Raw genomic sequence first — 21,060 nt, forward strand, 5'->3', positions numbered from 1 at the left:
GTGCTTAGAATCCTTGGGCAAATATTGGTTCTTTGACAAAAATATAAAAAGATAATCTCAGTGTAAAATACGATCAGCGGTTTCTATGATTTTATTAGCTGTTCTATGTGAGATGTTAATCGCTTACCTTGGCTGTTGAGGGGGATCTCATCGACAACACGGTATTTTCTCGGGATTGCGATTGGCTCTAACCACTTTCTGAGTTCTGTACGCAGCATCAACCAGAATTTACCTTTGCTCATGGTCGATAGAGCGGCTTGGCCTTCATCTGATAATACCAAAACAGAGGCTAATATTAATCGCTCAGGCTCCTCAAATGGAATAACCACGCACTCACTTATCCAAGGCAGTTGCTCCAGTCGCTTTTCCACTTCAACCAGTGATACTCGCTTTTCTTCTATCTTGATCACTCGGTCCGTTCGGCCCTTCAATATGAATTGATTCTCCGAGACCATCTCGCACTCATCAGAGGTTTGATACCAGTTATTCTTATCGATGTACGGCGACAATAACTTAATGCAACTCTCACTGTTGAGACTAGCCTCAATACAGGCAAAAAGCTGCCAAGGCGTTTGAGCGCTCTCTTGCTGACGAAATGCGATGCCACCGGTTTCTGTGCTACCAAAGACTTCAATCGGTAAATGACCAAGCAGATCTCGTGACTGGTGAGCCGACTCGGTAGGCAATGGACCACCCGAAGAGAAGATTCCTGCAAGTTGTACCTTGTTGGTCTCATGCTTTAATCGTTTAAGTAGCGCTGGGCTGCTGATCAGTACACAGTTTTGATTTGCGTGAGATAAGATCTGTTCTGGGTATTCAAGGTTGTGTCGAGCAAATGGAACACCAGAGCATAGTGGCCATAAGATTCTAAACAGCAAACCATAGATATGTTGATGAGAAACTGTGCTTTGGATTTGGTTTCCCTTGAGTAACTCACCCCAGTTCTTGTGTAACTGAGCGGTCTCAATATCGAGGTGCTCTAACGTTTTATCTATCGCTTTTGGCGTGCCACTTGAACCTGAAGTGAACAGAGTTAATGGGACTGTTGCCAAATCAATGGTCGTAAGATTCTCGGTTAGAGGTTTTTGTGCTTCAGTGTTTGAATCCAATAAGGTTTGGATATTACGAACGTCATTCACCTCAACTTCGCCAATCGAGTTATCAACTAGCAGGCAATCAAACTGCTTACTTAACTCAGCAAGCGCACATGGCTGGTAGTTGCCCGGTAAGATGATGTGTTTGTTGGCTGCTGTACATGCCAAAAAGGCCACCGCAAATAGGTAGCTGTCTTGGGTACAAATCGCGATTCGTTGAAAAGGGGATAAAGACAAAAATTGTACGAGTTGAGATAAGTCGTCGTTAAATGTTTGCCACGTAATCTCGCTATTGTCGTCAAAGCAGACAATAGATTCAGGGGCTCTGTCCTGGCTAAGAAGCTCAGACAACGAGGTGTAAGATACGGTTTGGGTCATAACAATTTAACTCTGACGAATGCGCTGTCTTACTACCCACTCTCCTGCAAAGAGTAACCCTGCAAACAGATAGCTGAGTAAGCCATTGTATAGGGTCCATACTTCTAGCGGTTGGAAGCAGGTGTAAAGGGCAATAGAGCCATTGATAACAAAGAACAAGCACCACACTTTGGTGACTTTTCGTGTGTAATCAACGCCACTTTGCGGAAGTTCAGGATCTTGAAGGCGAGCAAGACGTTCGATAATCGTTTGTGGTTGCCATAGGCTCGAAGCGAATACAACCAGCATACAAACATTAACGATAACGGGATAATAGGTTAGCCAGCCGTGTTGCTTAAAGGCTAAGCCTAAAGCCAGCAGAACAATACCGGCACTTCCACTGATCCAAGCTAGGTGTTTTAGCTCTTTGATTTTAGCCTGACCGCCGGTGAAAATGCGTACAGCAAAGATAGCGGCTAAGGCAATACCAACGGTTTGTAAGCCAAACTTGTTGAGTCCAAAGTAAACCGCTATTGGATAAGTGAAAAGTATAATTGCCGACAGTAAAGTCAGCAGAGGACGCATTAGGCGTCCTTCAATAGTTCAACCACAGATTCGACAACGTCATTAACGGTGCGCACTGCTTTGAACTCTTCAGGTTTTATCTTCTTACCTGTGACGTTCTGTAGGTGAACGACCAAATCAACGGCATCAATGCTGTCTAGGTCTAGATCAAGATAGAGATGAGCTTCAGGGGTGATATCTTCAGCGTCAAGCTCGAACAGCTCAATAAGCGCATCTTTAACCTGGTTGTATACTTCTTGTTGGTTAGCTTGTGTCATAAAGATCTGTCTAGTTATTCGTTTGAGAAGAGATGTAGTTCGCTAGATTTTCAACTGACGCAAAGTGCTGTCGAGTGTTTGAATCATCTGCATCGATAACAATGTTGTACTTTTTCTTGATAGCAAGGCCAAGCTCAAGGGCATCGATAGAGTCTAGTCCAAGTCCATCACCAAATAGTGGAGCTTCCGTTTCAATCTCATCAATGCTCATGTCTTCAAGGTTCAATGCGTCGATGATCAGTTGTTTCAGTTCGTTGTGTAATGTTTCCACTTTGGCCTACTTAATGCTTTATCTGAATGCTGCTTTAAGGGGGCGATTCTACATTATATGAGGTATTTTCGAAATGCCGATATCGCCTGTTATGTTATTGATACGCTAAATGTTTTCTTCGGAAGGGAAAATTGTTTGTGCAAGATGATGATTAAGGCGCCTTGCTGCCGAAGTTAAATTATTTGAGCCTTCAATAAATGGTTCGACTTCTATTTTACCTTTCACCGCGACATGAAAAAAGGGCTTCGACGCAGGAACTTGATACCATTTTTTCTCTTTCGTTAAGAATGTCGGAGAAACCGTAATATGAATCACGCGTAAATCGGTTTGTGTTCGAGTCGCGATTTGTGCCGCCCCACGCTGTAAGGATGGTTCAATTCCTGGCGTTGTGCGAGTTCCTTCGGGAAAAATCAGCATGACATTGCCACGTGAGAAGCGTTCTTCACAGCGCTCTAAAAGATCGTCAGGGGCTTGGTTCGGTATATAACCTGCCGCTTTGACAATCCTTTTCATAAAAGGGTTTTCCCAAATGGCCGCTTTGACGAGGCAATCACATTGAGGAAGTTGAGAGGCGATCAGCACATAGTCAATCAAACTTGGGTGGTTGGCGACGATAATGCAGTTACGGTCGTTACGCAGTAGTTCTGCACCATCAATTCGGTAATCGATTGCTCCGGTGAACTTCATGATTTGGCAAAAGGCGTTGAATGAGAAACGAATCAATCGCTGTGCTTTAAGCTCTCTTTTAATGGTGTTGGAAGTCGTTAGCGCGATAGTGGGTAAGATTAAGAAGCTTAATACTAAGCCACCTAGACCAAAGATGGTAAAGCACAGCCCTGTCGCGAATACTCGCCAATATTGGTCGATTTTGCTCATGATTGTGGACCTGTCTCGGTGTTATTTACCCAAGACCAAGTTTGGTGCTTGCCGGCAATAGCCCACTTATTTGCGCCCAATAAGATATGTTGGAGCGTTTGTAGCCCTTGTGGTAACACGGAAGGTGCTTGGTTGGCTTCTACTGTTCTAGTAATAGAATATTCACTGCCAACGCTGAGCACTAAGCCCAGAGCATAATCCGTATAGTCTTGTGTTTCGTATTCTTGGTAAAGCTCAGGCAAAGGCTGGTCGAAGTCAATGACGAGTACACGATGTGACGGGTACTGATGTAGGTAAAGATAAGCTTCGATCAGAGCGTTGTGGAAAGTATCTTGGCCGGCCGCAATAGAGGTCAGAGGGATTGGTGCTTTCGCTGCGATGGTAGTTAACCCTGCAGCTGTATTATGCACGGACTGTGAAAACGCCATTGGCGAGGCATCATCACCTTCCAATATCGACTGGATCAAGGTTGCGGTTCGGTGCAGTTCACCATGTCGACTGGCAAAAACCAGATAATCAATCGAGTTGTCTTTTAAGAGTGTCAATGCAGTTTGAACGGCCAATTTACTTTGTAGGCTCATTCGGCGGCGCATCATCGGTGGGATCGCTTTAAATTCAGTTGAGCCATCTTGTGGCCAATCTAAATTAGTGCTCCACGCTTGCCATTGGGCAACAGAATTGAGACCAGCCGAATTTGCAGACCATTTCTCAATATTAAACGACATTAATTGGGATTGATTTGACATAGAGTATTGATTTGCTTTGAGTCTAACTAAATACTATGCGCGCTTATAAATAAACACAGATAAGGAATTTAAATGAAATTACTAAAAATAGCAGTTTCAATGTTATTCATATTCGTTCTTGCAGGATGTGGACGCGTCCAACCTGTAATGAATGTTGAGGATACTCCAGTTGCACTGAATCTTCAAAGTAAACAGGTTAAATCAGCTATTTCTGAATCTGCTGAAAATCGAGGCTGGTTGGTTTCAGAAATAAAGCCTGGTTTGATCCGCGCTGAATTGTATGTTCGTTCGCACCACGCTGTGGTTGAAATTCCTTATAGTGATAAGTTTTACTCTATTCTTTACGTTGAATCAGAGAATTTGAAGTACGACGATGGTGAAATACACCGTAATTACAACCGTTGGGTTAATAACTTAAACGTTGATATTAAACGTAAGCTTGCGCAAATGGCAGCTGAGTAACTCTCTATTATTTAAAGTTAGGTTTTTCGTGTCGGAATATAAATTAGATCCATTCAACGCATTAGAAGCAAAAACAGAAGCGCAGAAATTGTCTTTCGCTCCGATTGTTTTTCATACTGCTCGTACACTTCGTGATTTAGGCATTTTGAAAGCGTTAGATGACGCGGGCAACGAGGGTTTACCAGCAGAGTCTATCTCTGAATCGACCGGTGTCTCTGAGTACGGCGTGAAAGTCCTGCTCGATATGGCGTTAAGTGCTCATATTGTGACTTGGGAAAAGCCTAACTACAAAATGGCTAACCTTGGTTTCTACCTTCTGCATGATGGTATGACTAACGCAAACATGGATTTCACAGCCGATGTTTGTTATGCCGCGATGATGCATCTAACAGAAGCGATTGAAGAAGGCACACCTGCAGGCTTGAAAGAGTTGGGTGATTGGGAAACCATTTACCAAGGCTTGTCTCAATTGCCAGAAAAAGCAAAAGAGAGTTGGTTCAAGTTTGATCACTTCTATTCGGATCGCTCGTTCCCTGTGTTACTTGAAAAAGTCTTCAGCAAGAAACCTAAGTCGCTGGTGGATATCGGCGGCAACACGGGTAAGTGGGCGATGCAATGCTGCAACCATGATGCGGACGTTGAGGTGACGATTGTTGATTTGCCACAGCAGCTAGAAATGGCAATGGCAAACGCGGCAAAGCATGGTCATCAAGAGCGAGTCACGCCATTCCCAGCGAATATGCTCGATAAACAGCAAACTCTGCCAACGGGCGCGGATGTTTGGTGGATGAGTCAGTTCCTTGATTGTTTCTCGCCAATGGAGATTCTGAGCATATTAAAGCGCGTTCGCTCTCATATGTCAGAAGACGCGACTGTCTATATCCTTGAACTGTTTTGGGATGCACAGAAATACGATGCGGCTTCTTATAGCTTAAACGCGACGTCTCTCTACTTTACCTGCTTGGCAAATGGCAACAGCCGTTTTTACCGCAGTGAAGATTTCTTAGAGATCGTTGAAGAAGCGGGCTTTGAAGTGGTAACTCGCACCGACGATATCGGTCTTGGTCACACGCTTCTTGAATTGAAAGCTGGCGCGCAATAAAAATAACAAACATGGCTTAAATAATGAAAAAACTATCAACTCAAGTGGTGATCATCGGAGCTGGGCCATCAGGGTCTATTGCTGCGTCTTTACTTCATAAAAAAGGCATCGATGTTCGAGTGATTGAAAAGAGCGTATTCCCTCGCTTTTCTATTGGTGAAAGCCTATTACCAGCTTGTATGGAAGTGATTGAACAGGCTGGGATGACTGACGCAGTGATCAACGCTAACTTCCAATACAAAGATGGCGCTGCCTTTCGCAAAAATGGCGTTTATACGGCGTTTAATTTTGAAGACAAGTTCTCTTCTGGCCCTGGAACTACGTTTCAGGTTCAGCGAGGTGCCTTTGATAAGGTTTTGGCAGATACGGCTGAGGCGCAGGGTGTCTGCATTGATTACCAACATGAGTTAATGGGCATTAATTTCACCGACGACAGCACCATTTTAGATGTACAAGTGCTGGGTGGAGAGCGTTATCAGATAGAAGCGCAATACGTTCTGGATGGCAGTGGTTTTGGTCGAGTGCTACCAAAAATGCTTAACTTGGCAGAGCCGTCATCGCTCCCTCCACGCAAAGCTATTTTTACGCACATTAACGATCATATTGCAGAGGTGGATACCGATCTTGAATATGACCGAAATAAAATTCTTATCTCTGTGCATCCAACCAACCCTGATGTTTGGTATTGGTTGATCCCGTTTAGTAACGGTGTCTCTTCGTTTGGTGTCGTAGGAGAGCCTAAGTTCTTTGAGTCCTATCCAGAAGACAAGATTGCTGCAATTAAACAGCTGGCAGCGGAAGAGCCGGGCTTGGCTGAGATACTGGCAAGCGCCGAGTATCCAAACCCTGGGGGTGAAATTGGTGGCTATTCTGCCAATGTAAAACATTTGGCGACGGATAAGTACGCGTTGCTTGGCAATGCCGGCGAGTTCCTTGACCCGGTGTTCTCGTCAGGCGTGACGATTGCGATGAAGTCGGCACAGTTTGCGGTTGAGTGTGTCGAAAAGCAACTTAACGGTGAGAAGGTAGATTGGGAACGCGATTATGCCGCTCCTTTGATGGTTGGTGTAAACACCTTTAGAACGTATGTTGAGGGGTGGTACTCAGGTACTTTGCAGGATGTGATTTTCTATCAAGATCCAAATCCAAAGATTAAGCAGATGGTGTGCTCAATTCTGGCGGGTTACGCATGGGATCAAGCCAACCCTTATGTGAAAGAGTCTAAGCGCCGATTGGCGACACTGGCTGAGATATGCCGAAACTAGGTAATCGATTTTGTATGTAGCAATACTCTAAATTGCCACGATGGATCGTCATAAATTAAAAACAGCCGCAATGTGCGGCTGTTTTTGTATCTGAAAAATATGGGCGGTCAGCTTAATCGGATTTAAGCCTATTTTAAGTCGATGCTGTTCAATCGTCCCATAAATATAAGTAGATCAATTACGTCTTTGTGAGCATCAAGCAGCGCACGTTTGGTTTGGCTATAAGCTGCAAGTCGGCCGTGCTTTCTGATTGAACATACCTTGGTTTTGTACTTGTAGTCACCATTCTCAGAGAAGACGCGCCACTTAGCGATGTAGCACTCGTCGCGGTGCTCAGGATCACTCTGAGTTGGATTTGGCTTGAATACAATTTTGGGTTCTAAACTATGAGGCAGGCGCGTCATCAGGAAGGGCTCTTTGAGGACTTTGGGCCAAAATTTACCCCAAAGCTGTCTGCCCAGTTCATCTCTTAATTTAATGGTTTTCTTTAGTGCTTTGTCTTCACCCATACGAACAAAACCGACCGACCGATGCAGCACCGTATCTTCGGGAGTATGGATGTGGATCTTAAAAGCGGTTTTACCTTTCGAGATAAAGCGGTAACCGGTAGCACCAATTAGATTATTCTGACTCATAGTTTGCTAAGTGATGATTATGTTATTAATAAGATTACGCCAAATACTGCAAAACCGAAACTAATACCCATGAAAAAAATAAAGCCTTAGCATCTTTGCTAAGGCTTTATTAGAAACTCTGAGACGAGAGTGTCGCTAACTACATGATTTTCTGCATCACATCACCAATTTGAATGCTTCCCGCAAGGCTTGGCTGATCAATCGTGAGTTCCGCTTCGTTTTCGTAAACGCGAGAAACCGTTAGGGTGATGTCGCTTTGAGAAACCTTGTTGCGTGGCAAACCGCGTTGGTCGATAAACGAACCTGTGTGCCACAGTTGCAACTTGTCACCTTGTTGTACGCCATGCATTCGACCTAAATCAATGGTCACAGTGTTACCAAATACCGCTGCAACCTCTGGAAGGGTGATCTTACATGACACTTCCGATTCTAAGTCCAACATAATATTACGGCTAACAAGCAGCATCATGCTGCCGTAGGTTGATGCCCAGAAACGGGCACTGCGGGTGTCGACTTCACTGGTCTTAGCAAATGGCCACTTTGCCACTTCACGATAGCTACGGTTGTAAACCTGATGTCCTGTTTTACCATCGAAGACTTGCATCTCTAACGCAAACTGGCGATTGATGATGTCGTCTTTCAACAGTTTGGACTCGATGGTCGCGGTTAAATCGGTAATGTCGCCACCAATGATGTATTGTGCGCCAGTGTCTTGGGCGATCATCTTGATCACTTCAGGTCGACGTTTGTCGATGTCGTAATTGGTCGTGCCAACGGAAACAAAGCTGCGAGACTCTTGCGCCAGCTGTCGATCTACGACATGACCAAAATCATCACCGATGTTATAGATTCTGCCCATTACAGCTTGCTGTGGGGAAGTCACATCGATGTTGCCGACCAAAAATGTCTTCTTATATTGGCTCTCATGGCAAGCATTTGCCGAAGGATAGATATCGATCCTTGCGGTGATCATTATATTGCCACTGCGTTTTTTCTCTTTTTCTACCAAGATGTAGCGCACTTCATGATTGGTAAATTGAAACTCTTTTTTGTTTGCGTCGAGGTAGGGCGTGAGGTTGGCAATGCTACCAATATCAGCACCTGAGAACTGGATCGCTTTATATACCGCGTCTTCCAGAGCATGAACCCTTGCCGTTTCCTCTGAGGATACGATGGCTGCGGTACCGGTAACTTCATACCAAGAGGCATGAGCACTGAAGCTTATGGTTATCAGTGAACTTATTGAAAATAAGTAAGAAATTATTTTTTTCATCTATTCGTTACCAGTTGGGTATAAATATTGCTTAACAAATAACTATAAGCTTGAAGCTGACTTAAGTGCGTTTTTCTTAATCTGAACCATTAATGAAAAGCAAAGACTGTTCCAACATTGTAATCCATTGAAAAGAATAATGGTGAGAACATATTGGAACAGGGAGCACTAAACCTATCTGGAGATAAGAGAATGAAAAAATGGCTCGTAGTAATGAGTGTCATGTTGTTGACCTCATGCGCTTATTCGCCAATCTATAACGGCAAGTCTGAATATTCAGGCAGTCAGTTTATGTTGATGGATAGCCCTCGTCATACCATGGATTTCTTCGTGGAAAGTATGACCGAAGATCTGATCATTTCGAATACGAGTATCTCAGCAAGAACTCCGATAGCGATTACGTCGTTTGTTGACCTGCAACACATGGACACAACGAACTGGCTAGGAAACTCGGTATCAGAAGGTTTCATTCATCAGTTTCAGCGTCGTGGCTTCAAGGTTGTTGATTTCAAAACAACAGGTTCTATTCAAGTGACTCATCAAGGTGACTTTGCGTTAAGCCGCGATTGGAAAGACTTAGCTCAAGAACAAGACGTACAGTACGTACTGACAGGCACTATGCTTCGCCAAGAAGGTGGTGTGTTAGTCAATGCTCGTGTTGTTGGCATGCAAACTCGCATTGTCGTGGCGACGGCACAAGGCTTCTTGCCTGCAGACCGTATTGGTCGTGACCTAGATACTCTAAACAGTATTCGAACTCAAGATGGCGTTATCATTCGTTCTGACCCAACGATCAGCCAGCCTTATACTGTTATTCTTCGCCCTTAGGAGTTCGAGATGAAGAAGTTAATATTTGTTGTTGCCGCTTTACTGCTTGTTGGCTGTCAGCCACTGCAAAACATGAGGCCAGACGACTACTTAGTTGCCGTTGGCTACGCGAGTATCAGTGAGCAGAAAGGACGTAACGATGAAGAAAGACGTATCCGTGCGATGAGAGCTTCTAAGATCGACGCCTATCGTGAACTTGCAGAACAAGTTTACGGTATGCGAGTGAGTGGTCGGGCAGAGTTGGAAGATCAACGCCTTGGTACGGAACGTACTTCTGGTGCGGTTGATGGCGTAATCCGCGGTGCAGAAGTGGTACGCAGCTACCCTGTGGGCGATAGCTATGTTACTGAGCTTCAGCTTGATATCCGTAAGATGGAACAGCTACGTAATTACGGTGAAGTTCAACCTGTACCTGAAAAGAGACAACAAACGCTGTTCTAGCCCAAGGGGCGTCTAGCGATAGGACTATCCAGTTATATTGGCTGCTTTCGTTTTCCAGATGGCGTATCGGCAACCAATAACTAATATGAATGTAAAAGCGGCAAGTATGAAAATACTTGCCGCTTTTTTGTTTATCGATTTTGTCAGGGCGTTCAAAGGCTGATTAGGTGTTTTAATAAAAGATAACGACAGGAATAGTCTGAGATACAGATAAACGGTTAACAAGGGGTATTACTGAAGAGGAAGAGTTAACTTAACTAGGCTTTTACGTTGGTTCCCAGCGTAGAGATAGTATGCGTTTGACCACCGGCATTGTAGGTCATGCCAATTTTTCCGTGACTTTGCTGCATCATATTGCTGAGTTTTTTGAAGCTAAGGTGCGCTCGATTTAAGGCTTCGCCATTCACAAGGTTCGCTTGCTGGCAATCGTGCACTATGGACTGGATCTTAGTGACTAACTGAGCAAGTTCAGGGTTCTCGGTCAGTTCTGAGATATTGGTATGGGCTGCGATTCGCTGATCGGTTGATCTTAGTTGTTCAACTAGGACCACTTTTTCTTTGGCGATTCGCTCAATATCGTTTGATTGTCGGCTCGTAATAGCGGTTTTCTCTGAACTTAGTAATTCAGATAAGGCTTTGGCATTTTGAAGTTGAAAATTAACTAAATCTGCTAGTGCCGCCATAACGTAAACCTATTCATAACCTCGTGTACTTTAAGACAATAACTTCAATGAAAAGTTAGTGTTTTCTTAAAGGCCTTTTAATTCATCTTCGAACTTGATCATGTTGTCAGCCAGTTTCTCTGGATCGACAGTGTATGAACCATTCGCAATTGCTTCTTTGATCGCTGCTACTTTCACAGAATCAAAGCTTGGCTGTGCTGCCATATCTTGGTGGAGCTGACCAATCGCTTTGCCTTGTTGGCTCAGTGAAACCGCATCTTTGCTTGCTGGTGATTTAGTTGATACATCAGAGCGTGATGCCTCAGAACTAGAATCAGAGCGTACTGCTGATCGGTTAGTGGTCGTTAGGGTTTGCCCTGAACGAATATTATCAATGCCTGCCATAGTTAAGCCTTTTTCTTCAAAAATGGGAACCTGTACAGTCAATATCGACCAAGGGTTCGAATACTTTAGCAATTTTTAGCTCAATAGTCGAAAAGGGACAAAACACCGCAGCCGTTATATTTGGCGTTAGAGTTGAGGGTGAAATCGCTAACGATACCGTCAATTTAGAAGTAAAGAGTTAAAAGTAAACCGTGACTTCAGACATGCTGGTAACAATCCCTTCAATTATACGCTGTGATTTATCATTTTTCACTCTTACTTGATCACCCATAGAGCCATCGGTAAGCGCAGTTCCTTTGGTGGTAATGGTCATGCCACCTTTTACTGCCTGTATGATAACCTTCTCGTTTCGGCACACGACACAGATATCACCTCTTTCTACAACATCGCCCGGTCTTAGGTTCTTTTTTACCTTAGCGCCGATGACCTGATGTGGAGCTGTGAAACCTTGGCGACGAAACTTGTTAAGAGAAATCATAGCGGTGGTGACATCGTATTGACCGACGATTTCGCCTCTCGCGAGTGAGCGAGTGGTGGTGACAAGAGGCACCGACATCGAAAGGCGCACTGGTACATAAACTCGCCACTCATCAGGAACACATTGCACTAAAACCGTAATACTGCTGCGGGTATTGGTGGTCGTTGAAGCGCTGGTCTCTAAAGGCACTGGGCAGTCTGTCGCTTTGATTCTTGAGTCAACATTTGCTGAATTAACAAAGAGTTCGCCACCTTGTGGCTGCTCAACTGTATCAAGGATATGTTGCTTCGCTGCAGACTGAATCATCTCAATTTGTTCTGGGGTCGCAGCTTGTACAAAAAAACTAAACAATATTGATAAAATGCCGATAAACTTAGCGACAGTTTTAAAAGTAGCTCTACACATTGCTATGGAAAGAGGTGGCAAATTTGTTTTATAATACGTCATTCTGTTTCTCTGGTGGTTCGTAGCCTGCAGTAGACTAACACTTTTTATACAAAAAAGTTTGATATGGAGATGAGCTCATGACGGGTATTCTTGATTCGGTGAATCAGCGTACGCAACTCGTCGGTCAAAACCGATTAGAATTACTAACCTTTCGCCTAATGGGGCGTCAGCGTTACGGCATTAATGTCTTTAAAGTAAAAGAAGTGCTGCAATGCCCTAAGCTGACAAAGATGCCAAACTTGAACCCACTGGTTAAAGGTGTAGCACACATTCGTGGCCAAACGATCTCTGTGATCGACTTGAGCTTAGCGATTGGTGGCCGTCCTACAACGGATATTGAAAAGTGTTTTGTGGTTATCTCTGAGTTTAACCGAACCATTCAAGGTTTCTTGGTAAGTTCAGTTGAGCGCATTATTAACATGCACTGGGAATCGATTCTTCCGCCGCCAGATGGCGCAGGTAGAGCTAACTACCTGACAGCGGTAACCAACATTGATAATGAATTGGTAGAAATTCTTGATGTTGAGAAGATCCTTGCAGAAATTTCTCCTGTTGATGAAACAATGGACAGCAAGATTGCTGAAGATATTGCGAAAGTAGAACAAGAGAAAGAACTGGTTCGCCGCATCTTGATTGCTGATGACTCGACCGTTGCTCGTAAGCAGGTTCAACGTGCTATTGAGTCGATTGGTTTTGAAGTTATCTCGGTGAAGGATGGTAAAGAAGCCTACGAGAAGCTGATACAGATGTCATCAGAAGGCAGTATTTACGATCAGATTTCATTGGTGATTTCTGATATCGAAATGCCAGAAATGGATGGATACACGCTGACTGCTGAGATTCGTCGTCACGCCGAACTTAAAGATTTATACGTAATTTTACACTCATCGTTGAGTGGTGTATTTAACCAAGCCATGGTTGAGCGTGTTGGAGCTAACTCCTTCATCGCTAAATTCAACCCAGATGAGCTTGGTGCAGCTGTAAAAGCTGCGTTAACTAACTAAAAGAGACATTAATGACTGCTATAACAATAAGTGATCAAGAGTATCGCGATTTCAGCCGTTTCTTAGAATCTCAATGTGGCATTGTATTAGGTGACAGCAAGCAGTATTTAGTGCGCAGTCGTCTAAGCCCATTAGTAACGAAGTTTAAGTTAGCTTCTTTGTCTGATTTGTTGAGAGATGTAGTAACAGGTCGAAACCGTGAGCTGCGTGTGGCTGCTGTCGATGCCATGACGACGAACGAGACACTTTGGTTCCGTGATACTTACCCGTTTGCTGTGCTTGCGGATAAGCTTCTACCGGAAATAGCGGCAAATAAACGTCCTATTAAGATTTGGTCTGCGGCAAGCTCTTCAGGCCAAGAAGCATACTCAATGGCAATGACGATTCTTGAAACTCAAGCTCGTAAGCCAGGTATGCTGCCAAATGTATCGATTACCGCAACTGACATCTCAGCAAGTATGTTGGATATGTGCCGCACTGGCGCTTACGACAACCTTGCATTGGGACGTGGACTTTCTCCAGAGCGCCGTCGTACTTTCTTTGAAGATGCGGGCGATGGCCGTATGAAAGTGAAAGATAACGTCAAGCGCATGGTGAACTTCCGCCCTCAGAACCTGATGGACAGCTATGCATTGTTAGGCAAGTTCGACATTATTTTCTGTCGTAACGTGCTGATTTACTTCTCGCCTGATATGAAGTCAAAGGTACTTAACCAGATGGCAAATAGCCTGAACCCTGGTGGGTACTTACTATTGGGCGCGTCTGAATCGTTAACAGGCTTAACCGATCGTTTTGAAATGGTTCGCTGTAATCCAGGCATCATCTACAAATTAAAGTAACGAGCGGCACCGATATTAGGTGTAAGGTTACCGTCTAAATTTAAAACCCAGCCAAGTGCTGGGTTTTCTTTTTCCTGCTTAAGCTATATCTTTAAGTCAGAGTGACATTCCAATTTACTCTATTTTTTGGCTTGTTTATTGCAAGTTTACCCACGAGTAACCTGTAAAAGCATTGATAGACCGCCTTGTTTCAAAAGTTGGTATATATATTGCTTTGGTTATTTCATAACAGTCAGTTCTTGAGTTGAGGTTTACATGGCTATTTCTTTTGACAATGCTTTGGGCATTCACCAGCACACAGTTGGTGTACGTGAGCGTAACGCTGAGGTGCTTTCCACCAATATCGCGCAAGCAAACACGCCTGGGTATAAAGCAAAGGGATTAGACTTTAAGAAATCACTGCAAGCGGCAAGTTCTGGGGCAAGCATTGGTCTTAGCCGTACAGATGGTCGGCACATTTCTGCCTCAACAACGGTGAACGGGGAAATGAAGTATCGCATTCCTACCCAACCTGATACAGGAGATGGCAACACGGTTGATTTGGATTTGGAAAGAAACCTTTTCATGCAAAACCAAATTAGGCATCAAGCCTCTCTCGACTTCTTAGGAAGTAAGTTCAAGAATTTAACTAAAGCGATTAAAGGGGAATAATTAGATGAGTTTATTCAATGTATTCAATGTGACTGGTTCTGCGATGAGTGCTGAATCTGTTCGTCTAAATACGACCTCGAGCAACCTTGCGAACGCGGACAGTGTAAGTAGTTCTGCTGAAGAAACTTACAAGGCTCGTCACGCAGTGTTCGGCGCTGAGTTAAATAAAGCACGCAACAGTGGTCACACTGTGCCTGTGAAAGTATTAGGTATTGTGGAAAGCGATAAGCCGCTAAGCGCGGAGTACAACCCGGATCACCCATTAGCGAACAACGAAGGCTATATCTACAAGCCTAATGTCAACGTTATGGAAGAAATGGCAAACATGATTTCGGCATCACGTGCGTACCAAACAAACGTACAGGTTGCTGACTCGAGTAAACAAATGCTGCTGCGTACGCTGCAGATGGGTCAATAAGGATAAGGAGGTAGCACATGGCTGGAATCAACAACAATGTTGGTCAAAGCGGCTTGTCCTATGTTGACCAGCTGAAGAGTCTTCAAGATGGCGCTAAAAAGCCCGACGAAACAACAGGTAAGCAGGATCTTAAACAAGAAGACTTCTTATCTTTGTTGACTAAGCAACTAGCACAACAAGACCCTTTCAAGCCGGTTAGCAATGACCAGATGATTGCGCAAATGGCTTCATTTGCGACCGTAGATGGCATTGGCAAAATGAATACACAGTTTGAAAGCTTGAATTCATCAATGACCTCTAACCAAGCTCTTCAGGCCTCCTCTTTAGTTGGGCGTGATGTATTGGTTCCTGGTGCGGCAGGTGTAAAACCCGGTGATGGCGGTATGGCGGCAATGGTTAAGCTTCCTCAGGCAATGGACAATGTAATGGTCCGTGTTGAGAACGAAGTTGGCCAATTGGTTCGCACATTTGATATCGGCTCTAAACCATCTGGTGATACACGTGTTGAATGGGACGGAAAAGACGAAGACGGTAACCCATTGCCGGCCGGTAAATACAACGTGAAAGCGTCGGGTTTGCTGGATGGCGAGAACACAGAGTTCCAAGTTTCCAGTTATGCGAACGTGAACAGTGTGCTTCTTGGTAAGGGCGATGGCAACGTACTACTCAATCTGGCTGGTTTCACATCGCCAGTACGACTTGCTGAAGTACTAGAAGTTGGTAAAGCGTAGCTCTTTATTGAGTGACTATGCTAGCTAGATAGATTAGGAGAATAATGGAATGTCATATGTAGCTTTAAGCGGCCTATCCGCTGCACAATTAGACCTGAATACAACCAGTAACAACATTGCGAACGCGAACACATTTGGCTTTAAAGAGTCTCGTGCCGAGTTTGGTGATGTTTACTCAAGCTCGTTGTTCACTAACGCAAAAACGACGGCAGGTGGCGGTGCGCAAGCTAGCCAAGTGGCGCAACAGTTCCACGAAGGTTCAAGTATTTATACGAACAACCCAATGGACTTACGTGTAAGTGGTACAGGTTTCTTTGCAGTATCGAAAGACCGCATGGTGCCAGAGATTAACGAATTAACGCGTAATGGTGCATTTCACCTAAACAAAGACAACTACATGGTTACCGCTAACGATGAGTTTCTTTTAGGTTACGATGTTGATCCAAACTCGGGTGAAGTTCTTTCTTACGCGCCAAAGCCTCTCGACATTCCTGCTGAGTTTGGTAAGCCAAAACAGACAGAAAACATTGAAGTAGGGGTTAACCTTCCTGCAAACGGTGATCTTAAAGACCCGGCTGCATTTAACTTCAAAGATGCTGATACTTATAACCGTGCAACGTCTTCGACGGTATACGATTCTATGGGTCAGTCTTACAAGTTAACGACTTACTACCTCAAAGATCAGACTCAACCAAACACTTGGCAAACGTACTACACCATGTCAGATGAGAACGGTGAAAAGCCGGTCAACATTACTGGTGGTGATGCGACGAATGCACAAGGTCATGTTGGTCACACAATGAAGTTCAACAATGACGGTACGTTAGCAAGCCTAAACAATGGTCAGCCGATTAACTCGGAACCACTGGGTGCTGGTGCGAACCCTATTGACTTGAACGGTGCTGATCCAACTCAAGTGCTTAAGTTTGGTTTAGATTCTTCAACTCAGTTTGCCGCTCCGTTTGAATTGACTAAGTTTGATGAAGATGGCGCGACAACAGGTTTCTTAACAAAAATCGATTTCGATGAGTACGGCAGTGTTCTAGGTACTTATTCAAATGGTGAAAACGTGATGCTTGGCCGTGTAGGCTTGGTTCGTGTACCAAATGAGCAAGGTCTGGATAAGAAAGGCGGTACTCAATGGGATTCTACCAACGACTCTGGTGACAAGATCTGGGGTGAATCGAACAAAGGTTCATTTGGTAGCATCAACAACGGCTCGCTAGAGCAGTCGAACATCGATATGACTCAAGAACTGGTTGATTTGATTTCTGCTCAACGTAACTTCCAGGCGAACTCGCGTTCTCTAGAAGTACACAACCAGCTACAACAGAATATTCTTCAGATTCGTTAATCGTTTAAAGCGTTTGAATCATCTGCGAATACCCAATTCAATGTTATTGAATTGGGTATTGTTGTTTGTCTTTTTATTTGCCGCCCCTATTGCCGCCCGGTAATGCCACTGGCAACAATTCTTCCTCAATGATCCTTTGATGATCACCCTTCTTGTTCGTTTTCTATTTAAATTATTGATAAATAACAGTTAAAAATATTGGCACAGTGTTTGCTTTATTAGCCCCAGAAGATGATTTTTGGAGCAAAATTATGGATCGCGCACTGTTTCTTGCCATGAGTGGCGCTAAGCAAAATATGCAAGCTTTGCAGCTACGTGCAAACAACCTTGCCAACGTAAGTACAACGGGTTTCCGTGCTGATTTAGCACAGGCACGTTCAATGCAAGCGTATGGCGAAGGCATGCCTACTCGTGTTTTCAGCATGACAGAGCGTCCGGGTCATAATTTCGCTCAGGGTAGTGTGGTTACTACTGGCCGAGATCTAGACGTTACCATTCAAGGTGATGGTTGGATTTCAGTGATGGACAATACTGGCCGTGAAGGTTTAACACGTAACGGTAACCTAAGGGTTGACCAAAACGGTTTACTAACCAACGCAAGCGGTCACTTAGTGCTTGGTGAAAACGATGCACCAATCACGCTGCCAATCCCAATCAGCAAAGTAGAAATTGGTACAGACGGTACGATTTCGGTGATTCCTCAAGGCGCTCCAGCTGAAGAATTGGCCGTGGTTGATCGTATTAAGCTTGTACGTCCAGACAACCAAAGTTTGTTTAAAGACACGAATGGTCTATTCCGTTCGAAAAACCCAGATCAGGCATACGAAGCAGATGCAGCGGTGACGTTGCTAAAAGGTGCTATCGAAGGCAGTAACGTAAATGCCGTAGGTGAAATGACCAGCCTAATTGACTTACAACGTCAGTTTGAAATGCAGGTCAAAATGATGAGCACAGCAGAGGAAATGGACAAGTCGTCTGATTCACTGCTTCGTATGAGCTAATAGAATTTAAAGGACATTGCTATGCATCCAGCATTATGGGTAAGTAAAACGGGTTTAGACGCCCAACAAACCAATATCTCAACGATTTCGAACAACCTTGCCAACGCCTCGACCATTGGTTTTAAAAAGAGCCGCGCGGTATTTGAAGATCTGTTCTACCAGAATATTAATCAACCGGGTGGTCAATCGTCTCAGAATACTGAGCTGCCAAGTGGTTTGATGCTGGGTGCCGGTTCTAAGGTCGTCGCGACTCAAAAAGTGCACACTCACGGTAACGCACAAACGACATCTAACAGCCTAGACATGATGATTGAAGGCGACGGTTTCTTCCAAGTTGAAATGCCAGACGGTGAAACAGGTTACAGCCGCAATGGTCAGTTCACACTGAACGGTGAAGGCGCGATCGTAACGTCGGGCCAAGGTTATCCTCTACAACCAGAAATTGTGATTCCTGAAGACGCGATCTCGGTAACGGTTGGTAACGACGGTGAAGTATCGGTTCGTCTACGTGGCGAGCAAAACAACGTCGTGGTTGGTCAAATTACCATTACTGACTTTGTAAACCCAGGTGGTCTAGAGCCAGTAGGTCAAAACCTTTACTTGCCAACTGGCGCGAGTGGCGACCCACAAGAGGGTGTACCGGGTTTTGATGGCCTGGGTAACATCCGCCAATCGATGCTAGAAACATCGAACGTAAACGTAACCGAAGAGCTGGTAAACATGATTGAAGCTCAGCGTGTATACGAAATGAATTCGAAAGTTATCTCGTCAGTAGACAAGATGATGAGCTTTGTTAACCAACAGCTGTAATTGGTTTATTCGCCGTTTACTTTTTTAATTAATCTATCTGTTTTTGCTAATTGACCCATTTACCACTGCCTGCTGAGAGTATATCGCCATGAAACGTATTTTTTGTTTAGCTTTGTTTATGTTTATGTCTATGTCGGGATGTGCTGTTCTGGACCCGATCGAGACTCCGGCAGAAGAAAATGCAACCACAGTGGTTGATGCTGTGGAAGGTGATAAGTCGGCGCAAGAGAGCTCTGGCATTATTGACACGCTTCGTGGGCGAACCGATCCAATTGCTGGTGACCCTGCATGGGCGCCAATCAACCCCAAGCAGAAACCAGAGCATTACGCAGCGGCAACGGGCTCACTGTTTAATGTGAACCACATTGGCAGCATGTATGACGACTCAAAACCGCGTGGTATTGGTGACATAATTACTGTAGCGTTAGATGAGAATACTCGAGCGACCAAAAAAGCCAACGCAGACATGTCTAAGTCGAATGATGCATCAATGGAGCCGCTGGCTGTTGGTGGTCAAGATCTGACGATCGACAAGTACAACTTCTCTTATGATCTGAGTAACACCAATACTTTTGCTGGTGATGCGTCAGCCAACCAAAGTAACAGCATCAGCGGCTACATTACCGTTGAAGTCATCGAAGTATTAGCTAATGGCAACCTAGTGGTTCGTGGTGAGAAGTGGATGACACTGAACACCGGCGATGAGTACATCCGCCTAAGCGGTACCATCCGTCCAGACGATATTGACTTCGAAAATACCATTGCTTCAAACCGTGTTTCTAACGCACGAATTCAGTACTCAGGGACTGGCGTACAGAAAGATATGCAAGAGCCTGGATTCTTGGCACGATTCTTTAATGTATCTCTGTAGAGCTTGATAGGACGACGACATACTGACAGCCTCTATCACTCAGCCACATTTAGCTAAGCTATTATAAATTAAAGCAATACAGACAGGTTACTCAATGAAAAAACTGACACTCGTACTATTCGGCATGCTATTTCTTGCCACCAGTGCCCATGCTGCGCGAATCAAAGACGTGGCAAAAGTGGCGGGTGTTCGTAGTAACCAACTTGTCGGTTATGGTTTGGTCACGGGCTTGCCGGGTACTGGTGAGACAACTCCCTTTACCGATCAAACATTTAACGCAATGCTGCAAAATTTTGGCATCCAATTGCCGCCCGGCACTAAGCCAAAAACCAAAAACGTCGCGGCTGTTATTGTGACTGCTGAACTGCCAGCATTCTCTAAGCAAGGGCAAGAAGTTGACGTAACCGTTTCTTCTATCGGTTCAGCAAAAAGCCTTCGTGGTGGTACCTTGCTACAGACCTTCTTGAAAGGTCTAGACGGTCAAGTGTATGCGGTCGCGCAGGGTAACTTGGTGGTAAGTGGCTTTAGTGCACAAGGTAACGACGGTTCTAAGATTGTCGGTAACAACCCTAACGTTGGTATCATCTCTAGCGGTGCGACGGTTGAACAAGAGATCCCAACGCCATTCGGTCGTGGTGACTACATCACCTTCAACCTAATCCAATCAGATTTCACAACGGCTCAGCGTATGGCTGATGCGGTTAATAATTTCCTAGGCCCACAAATGGCTTCAGCGGTAGACGCAACTTCAGTAAAAGTTCGTGCACCGCGTGAAATCAGCCAGCGTGTAGCATTCTTGTCGGCTATCGAAAACATCGAGTTCGACCCTGCTGAAGGCTCTGCAAAAATCATCGTCAACTCTCGTACAGGTACGATTGTGGTTGGTAAGCACGTTCGCCTAAAAGCGGCGGCGGTCACCCACGGTGGTATGACGGTTGCAATTAAAGAAAATCTAAACGTAAGCCAACCGAATGCATTCTCTGGTGGCCAAACGGTAGTGGTCCCTGATTCTGATATCGAAATCACGGAAGGCGATGGTAAGATGTTCAAATTTGAACCTGGCCTAACGCTGGACGATTTGGTACGCGCAGTCAATGAAGTGGGCGCTGCACCTTCTGATTTAATGGCAATCCTTCAAGCACTGAAACAAGCGGGTGCGATTGAAGGCCAATTGATCATTATCTAAGAAGGGGTAAA

26 protein-coding genes are annotated in these 21,060 nt (G+C 44.6%); 15 read left to right on the plus strand and 11 right to left on the minus strand.

Annotation, left to right across the window (positions count from 1 at the left end):
* Window positions 1-83: 83 nt before the first annotated feature.
* The 6 genes from AB4585_RS03975 to AB4585_RS04000 form a co-directional block, all read right to left on the minus strand.
* A complete protein-coding gene (locus AB4585_RS03975; protein WP_017064141.1) occupies window positions 84-1,472 on the minus strand; it encodes an AMP-binding protein in 1,389 nt (462 codons plus the stop codon).
* A gap of 6 nt (window positions 1,473-1,478) precedes the next feature.
* A complete protein-coding gene (locus tag AB4585_RS03980; protein ID WP_372154556.1) occupies window positions 1,479-2,036 on the minus strand; it encodes a septation protein IspZ in 558 nt (185 codons plus the stop codon).
* Window positions 2,036-2,293 (minus strand): acyl carrier protein, encoded by a 258-nt coding sequence (locus tag AB4585_RS03985; protein ID WP_004739745.1) that lies wholly within the window; start codon window positions 2,291-2,293, stop codon window positions 2,036-2,038. Before AB4585_RS03985 ends, AB4585_RS03980 begins: the two co-directional genes overlap by 1 nt.
* A 10-nt stretch (window positions 2,294-2,303) precedes the next feature.
* Entirely contained in the window at window positions 2,304-2,564 is a 261-nt protein-coding gene (locus AB4585_RS03990; protein ID WP_004736154.1) for a phosphopantetheine-binding protein, read from the minus strand.
* 105 nt (window positions 2,565-2,669) lie between these two features.
* Window positions 2,670-3,440, minus strand: coding sequence for a 1-acyl-sn-glycerol-3-phosphate acyltransferase (locus AB4585_RS03995; protein ID WP_017064140.1), 771 nt, complete (start codon window positions 3,438-3,440; stop codon window positions 2,670-2,672).
* Window positions 3,437-4,186 carry a beta-ketoacyl synthase chain length factor gene (locus AB4585_RS04000; RefSeq protein WP_170962821.1) on the minus strand — a complete coding sequence of 250 codons (750 nt, stop codon included), beginning with the start codon at window positions 4,184-4,186 and terminating at the stop codon, window positions 3,437-3,439. Before AB4585_RS04000 ends, AB4585_RS03995 begins: the two co-directional genes overlap by 4 nt.
* Window positions 4,187-4,258: 72 nt before the next feature.
* Between AB4585_RS04000 and AB4585_RS04005 the strand changes: the two genes are divergently transcribed.
* From AB4585_RS04005 to AB4585_RS04015, 3 genes are read left to right on the plus strand one after another with little or no spacing between them, the layout of a single operon-like run.
* Entirely contained in the window at window positions 4,259-4,648 is a 390-nt protein-coding gene (locus AB4585_RS04005; protein WP_017062271.1) for a hypothetical protein, read from the plus strand.
* A 28-nt stretch (window positions 4,649-4,676) separates the two neighbouring features.
* Complete coding sequence (locus tag AB4585_RS04010; RefSeq protein ID WP_065584069.1) at window positions 4,677-5,750, plus strand: methyltransferase; 1,074 nt, start codon at window positions 4,677-4,679, stop codon at window positions 5,748-5,750.
* A gap of 23 nt (window positions 5,751-5,773) precedes the next feature.
* Window positions 5,774-7,015 (plus strand): NAD(P)/FAD-dependent oxidoreductase, encoded by a 1,242-nt coding sequence (locus AB4585_RS04015; RefSeq protein ID WP_136974758.1) that lies wholly within the window; start codon window positions 5,774-5,776, stop codon window positions 7,013-7,015.
* A 128-nt stretch (window positions 7,016-7,143) separates the two neighbouring features.
* On the opposite strand, the gene AB4585_RS04020 is transcribed toward AB4585_RS04015, so the two are convergent.
* Window positions 7,144-7,650: a Fe3+-citrate ABC transporter substrate-binding protein gene (locus tag AB4585_RS04020; protein WP_123301878.1), complete on the minus strand. Its 507-nt coding sequence runs from the start codon at window positions 7,648-7,650 to the stop codon at window positions 7,144-7,146.
* Window positions 7,651-7,789: 139 nt separating this feature from the next.
* Window positions 7,790-8,923 carry a flagellar assembly protein FlgT gene (locus tag AB4585_RS04025; protein ID WP_372169363.1) on the minus strand — a complete coding sequence of 378 codons (1,134 nt, stop codon included), beginning with the start codon at window positions 8,921-8,923 and terminating at the stop codon, window positions 7,790-7,792.
* A gap of 192 nt (window positions 8,924-9,115) precedes the next feature.
* Between AB4585_RS04025 and AB4585_RS04030 the strand changes: the two genes are divergently transcribed.
* Both AB4585_RS04030 and flgP read left to right on the plus strand, forming a co-directional pair.
* Window positions 9,116-9,751 (plus strand): FlgO family outer membrane protein, encoded by a 636-nt coding sequence (locus AB4585_RS04030; RefSeq protein ID WP_017064137.1) that lies wholly within the window; start codon window positions 9,116-9,118, stop codon window positions 9,749-9,751.
* A gap of 9 nt (window positions 9,752-9,760) precedes the next feature.
* Complete coding sequence (gene flgP, locus AB4585_RS04035; protein WP_017062265.1) at window positions 9,761-10,192, plus strand: flagellar assembly lipoprotein FlgP; 432 nt, start codon at window positions 9,761-9,763, stop codon at window positions 10,190-10,192.
* 257 nt (window positions 10,193-10,449) lie between these two features.
* Here flgP and AB4585_RS04040 read toward each other — a convergent pair whose 3' ends face one another.
* The 3 genes from AB4585_RS04040 to flgA form a co-directional block, all read right to left on the minus strand.
* Window positions 10,450-10,875, minus strand: coding sequence for a flagella synthesis protein FlgN (locus tag AB4585_RS04040; protein ID WP_017064136.1), 426 nt, complete (start codon window positions 10,873-10,875; stop codon window positions 10,450-10,452).
* Window positions 10,876-10,941: 66 nt separating this feature from the next.
* Complete coding sequence (gene flgM, locus AB4585_RS04045; RefSeq protein WP_017062263.1) at window positions 10,942-11,259, minus strand: flagellar biosynthesis anti-sigma factor FlgM; 318 nt, start codon at window positions 11,257-11,259, stop codon at window positions 10,942-10,944.
* A gap of 178 nt (window positions 11,260-11,437) precedes the next feature.
* Complete coding sequence (flgA, locus tag AB4585_RS04050) at window positions 11,438-12,184, minus strand: flagellar basal body P-ring formation chaperone FlgA (protein ID WP_136974756.1); 747 nt, start codon at window positions 12,182-12,184, stop codon at window positions 11,438-11,440.
* Window positions 12,185-12,261: 77 nt separating this feature from the next.
* Here flgA and AB4585_RS04055 point away from each other — a divergent pair, with 77 nt between their 5' ends.
* From AB4585_RS04055 to AB4585_RS04100, 10 genes are all read left to right on the plus strand, one after another.
* Window positions 12,262-13,188 carry a chemotaxis protein CheV gene (locus tag AB4585_RS04055; RefSeq protein ID WP_017066180.1) on the plus strand — a complete coding sequence of 309 codons (927 nt, stop codon included), beginning with the start codon at window positions 12,262-12,264 and terminating at the stop codon, window positions 13,186-13,188.
* An 11-nt stretch (window positions 13,189-13,199) separates the two neighbouring features.
* Window positions 13,200-14,027, plus strand: coding sequence for a protein-glutamate O-methyltransferase (locus tag AB4585_RS04060; protein ID WP_004736174.1), 828 nt, complete (start codon window positions 13,200-13,202; stop codon window positions 14,025-14,027).
* A 255-nt stretch (window positions 14,028-14,282) separates the two neighbouring features.
* A complete protein-coding gene (gene flgB, locus AB4585_RS04065; protein WP_372169364.1) occupies window positions 14,283-14,678 on the plus strand; it encodes a flagellar basal body rod protein FlgB in 396 nt (131 codons plus the stop codon).
* Between the two features lie 4 nt (window positions 14,679-14,682).
* On the plus strand, window positions 14,683-15,096 hold the full coding sequence (gene flgC / locus AB4585_RS04070; RefSeq protein ID WP_004736176.1) for a flagellar basal body rod protein FlgC: 414 nt from the start codon (window positions 14,683-14,685) through the stop codon (window positions 15,094-15,096).
* A 17-nt stretch (window positions 15,097-15,113) separates the two neighbouring features.
* On the plus strand, window positions 15,114-15,827 hold the full coding sequence (gene flgD, locus AB4585_RS04075; protein WP_010439286.1) for a flagellar hook assembly protein FlgD: 714 nt from the start codon (window positions 15,114-15,116) through the stop codon (window positions 15,825-15,827).
* A gap of 49 nt (window positions 15,828-15,876) precedes the next feature.
* On the plus strand, window positions 15,877-17,181 hold the full coding sequence (gene flgE, locus AB4585_RS04080; RefSeq protein WP_017062260.1) for a flagellar hook protein FlgE: 1,305 nt from the start codon (window positions 15,877-15,879) through the stop codon (window positions 17,179-17,181).
* Window positions 17,182-17,432: 251 nt separating this feature from the next.
* A complete protein-coding gene (flgF, locus tag AB4585_RS04085) occupies window positions 17,433-18,182 on the plus strand; it encodes a flagellar basal-body rod protein FlgF (RefSeq protein WP_017056855.1) in 750 nt (249 codons plus the stop codon).
* Between the two features lie 21 nt (window positions 18,183-18,203).
* Window positions 18,204-18,992 (plus strand): flagellar basal-body rod protein FlgG, encoded by a 789-nt coding sequence (gene flgG, locus AB4585_RS04090; protein WP_017062259.1) that lies wholly within the window; start codon window positions 18,204-18,206, stop codon window positions 18,990-18,992.
* 88 nt (window positions 18,993-19,080) lie between these two features.
* Window positions 19,081-19,863, plus strand: a complete 783-nt coding sequence (gene flgH, locus AB4585_RS04095) for a flagellar basal body L-ring protein FlgH (RefSeq protein ID WP_372154557.1) — start codon at window positions 19,081-19,083, stop codon at window positions 19,861-19,863.
* A 94-nt stretch (window positions 19,864-19,957) separates the two neighbouring features.
* Entirely contained in the window at window positions 19,958-21,049 is a 1,092-nt protein-coding gene (locus tag AB4585_RS04100) for a flagellar basal body P-ring protein FlgI (RefSeq protein ID WP_017062257.1), read from the plus strand.
* The last annotated feature ends 11 nt before the right edge of the window (window positions 21,050-21,060 follow it).

The sequence above is a fragment of the Vibrio sp. 10N.222.49.C9 genome (assembly GCF_041474985.1).
Taxonomy (GTDB): domain Bacteria; phylum Pseudomonadota; class Gammaproteobacteria; order Enterobacterales; family Vibrionaceae; genus Vibrio; species Vibrio crassostreae_C.

Bases quoted from the DNA above. Each gene is read 5' to 3' on its own strand.
- AB4585_RS04015 (WP_136974758.1), top strand. From the start codon at position 5,774: ATGAAAAAACTATCAACTCAAGTGGTGATCATCGGAGCTGGGCCATCA.
- flgP (WP_017062265.1), top strand. From the start codon at position 9,761: ATGAAGAAGTTAATATTTGTTGTTGCCGCTTTACTGCTTGTTGGCTGT.
- AB4585_RS04025 (WP_372169363.1), bottom strand. From the start codon at position 8,923: ATGAAAAAAATAATTTCTTACTTATTTTCAATAAGTTCACTGATAACC.
- AB4585_RS04005 (WP_017062271.1), top strand. From the start codon at position 4,259: ATGAAATTACTAAAAATAGCAGTTTCAATGTTATTCATATTCGTTCTT.
- flgH (WP_372154557.1), top strand. From the start codon at position 19,081: ATGAAACGTATTTTTTGTTTAGCTTTGTTTATGTTTATGTCTATGTCG.
- flgD (WP_010439286.1), top strand. From the start codon at position 15,114: ATGGCTGGAATCAACAACAATGTTGGTCAAAGCGGCTTGTCCTATGTT.
- flgB (WP_372169364.1), top strand. From the start codon at position 14,283: ATGGCTATTTCTTTTGACAATGCTTTGGGCATTCACCAGCACACAGTT.
- AB4585_RS04100 (WP_017062257.1), top strand. From the start codon at position 19,958: ATGAAAAAACTGACACTCGTACTATTCGGCATGCTATTTCTTGCCACC.
- AB4585_RS04055 (WP_017066180.1), top strand. From the start codon at position 12,262: ATGACGGGTATTCTTGATTCGGTGAATCAGCGTACGCAACTCGTCGGT.
- flgM (WP_017062263.1), bottom strand. From the start codon at position 11,259: ATGGCAGGCATTGATAATATTCGTTCAGGGCAAACCCTAACGACCACT.
- AB4585_RS03985 (WP_004739745.1), bottom strand. From the start codon at position 2,293: ATGACACAAGCTAACCAACAAGAAGTATACAACCAGGTTAAAGATGCG.
- flgE (WP_017062260.1), top strand. From the start codon at position 15,877: ATGTCATATGTAGCTTTAAGCGGCCTATCCGCTGCACAATTAGACCTG.
- AB4585_RS04000 (WP_170962821.1), bottom strand. From the start codon at position 4,186: ATGTCAAATCAATCCCAATTAATGTCGTTTAATATTGAGAAATGGTCT.
- AB4585_RS04030 (WP_017064137.1), top strand. From the start codon at position 9,116: ATGAAAAAATGGCTCGTAGTAATGAGTGTCATGTTGTTGACCTCATGC.
- flgG (WP_017062259.1), top strand. From the start codon at position 18,204: ATGCATCCAGCATTATGGGTAAGTAAAACGGGTTTAGACGCCCAACAA.
- flgF (WP_017056855.1), top strand. From the start codon at position 17,433: ATGGATCGCGCACTGTTTCTTGCCATGAGTGGCGCTAAGCAAAATATG.
- flgA (WP_136974756.1), bottom strand. From the start codon at position 12,184: ATGACGTATTATAAAACAAATTTGCCACCTCTTTCCATAGCAATGTGT.
- AB4585_RS04040 (WP_017064136.1), bottom strand. From the start codon at position 10,875: ATGGCGGCACTAGCAGATTTAGTTAATTTTCAACTTCAAAATGCCAAA.
- AB4585_RS03980 (WP_372154556.1), bottom strand. From the start codon at position 2,036: ATGCGTCCTCTGCTGACTTTACTGTCGGCAATTATACTTTTCACTTAT.
- AB4585_RS04060 (WP_004736174.1), top strand. From the start codon at position 13,200: ATGACTGCTATAACAATAAGTGATCAAGAGTATCGCGATTTCAGCCGT.
- AB4585_RS03995 (WP_017064140.1), bottom strand. From the start codon at position 3,440: ATGAGCAAAATCGACCAATATTGGCGAGTATTCGCGACAGGGCTGTGC.
- flgC (WP_004736176.1), top strand. From the start codon at position 14,683: ATGAGTTTATTCAATGTATTCAATGTGACTGGTTCTGCGATGAGTGCT.
- AB4585_RS04020 (WP_123301878.1), bottom strand. From the start codon at position 7,650: ATGAGTCAGAATAATCTAATTGGTGCTACCGGTTACCGCTTTATCTCG.
- AB4585_RS03975 (WP_017064141.1), bottom strand. From the start codon at position 1,472: ATGACCCAAACCGTATCTTACACCTCGTTGTCTGAGCTTCTTAGCCAG.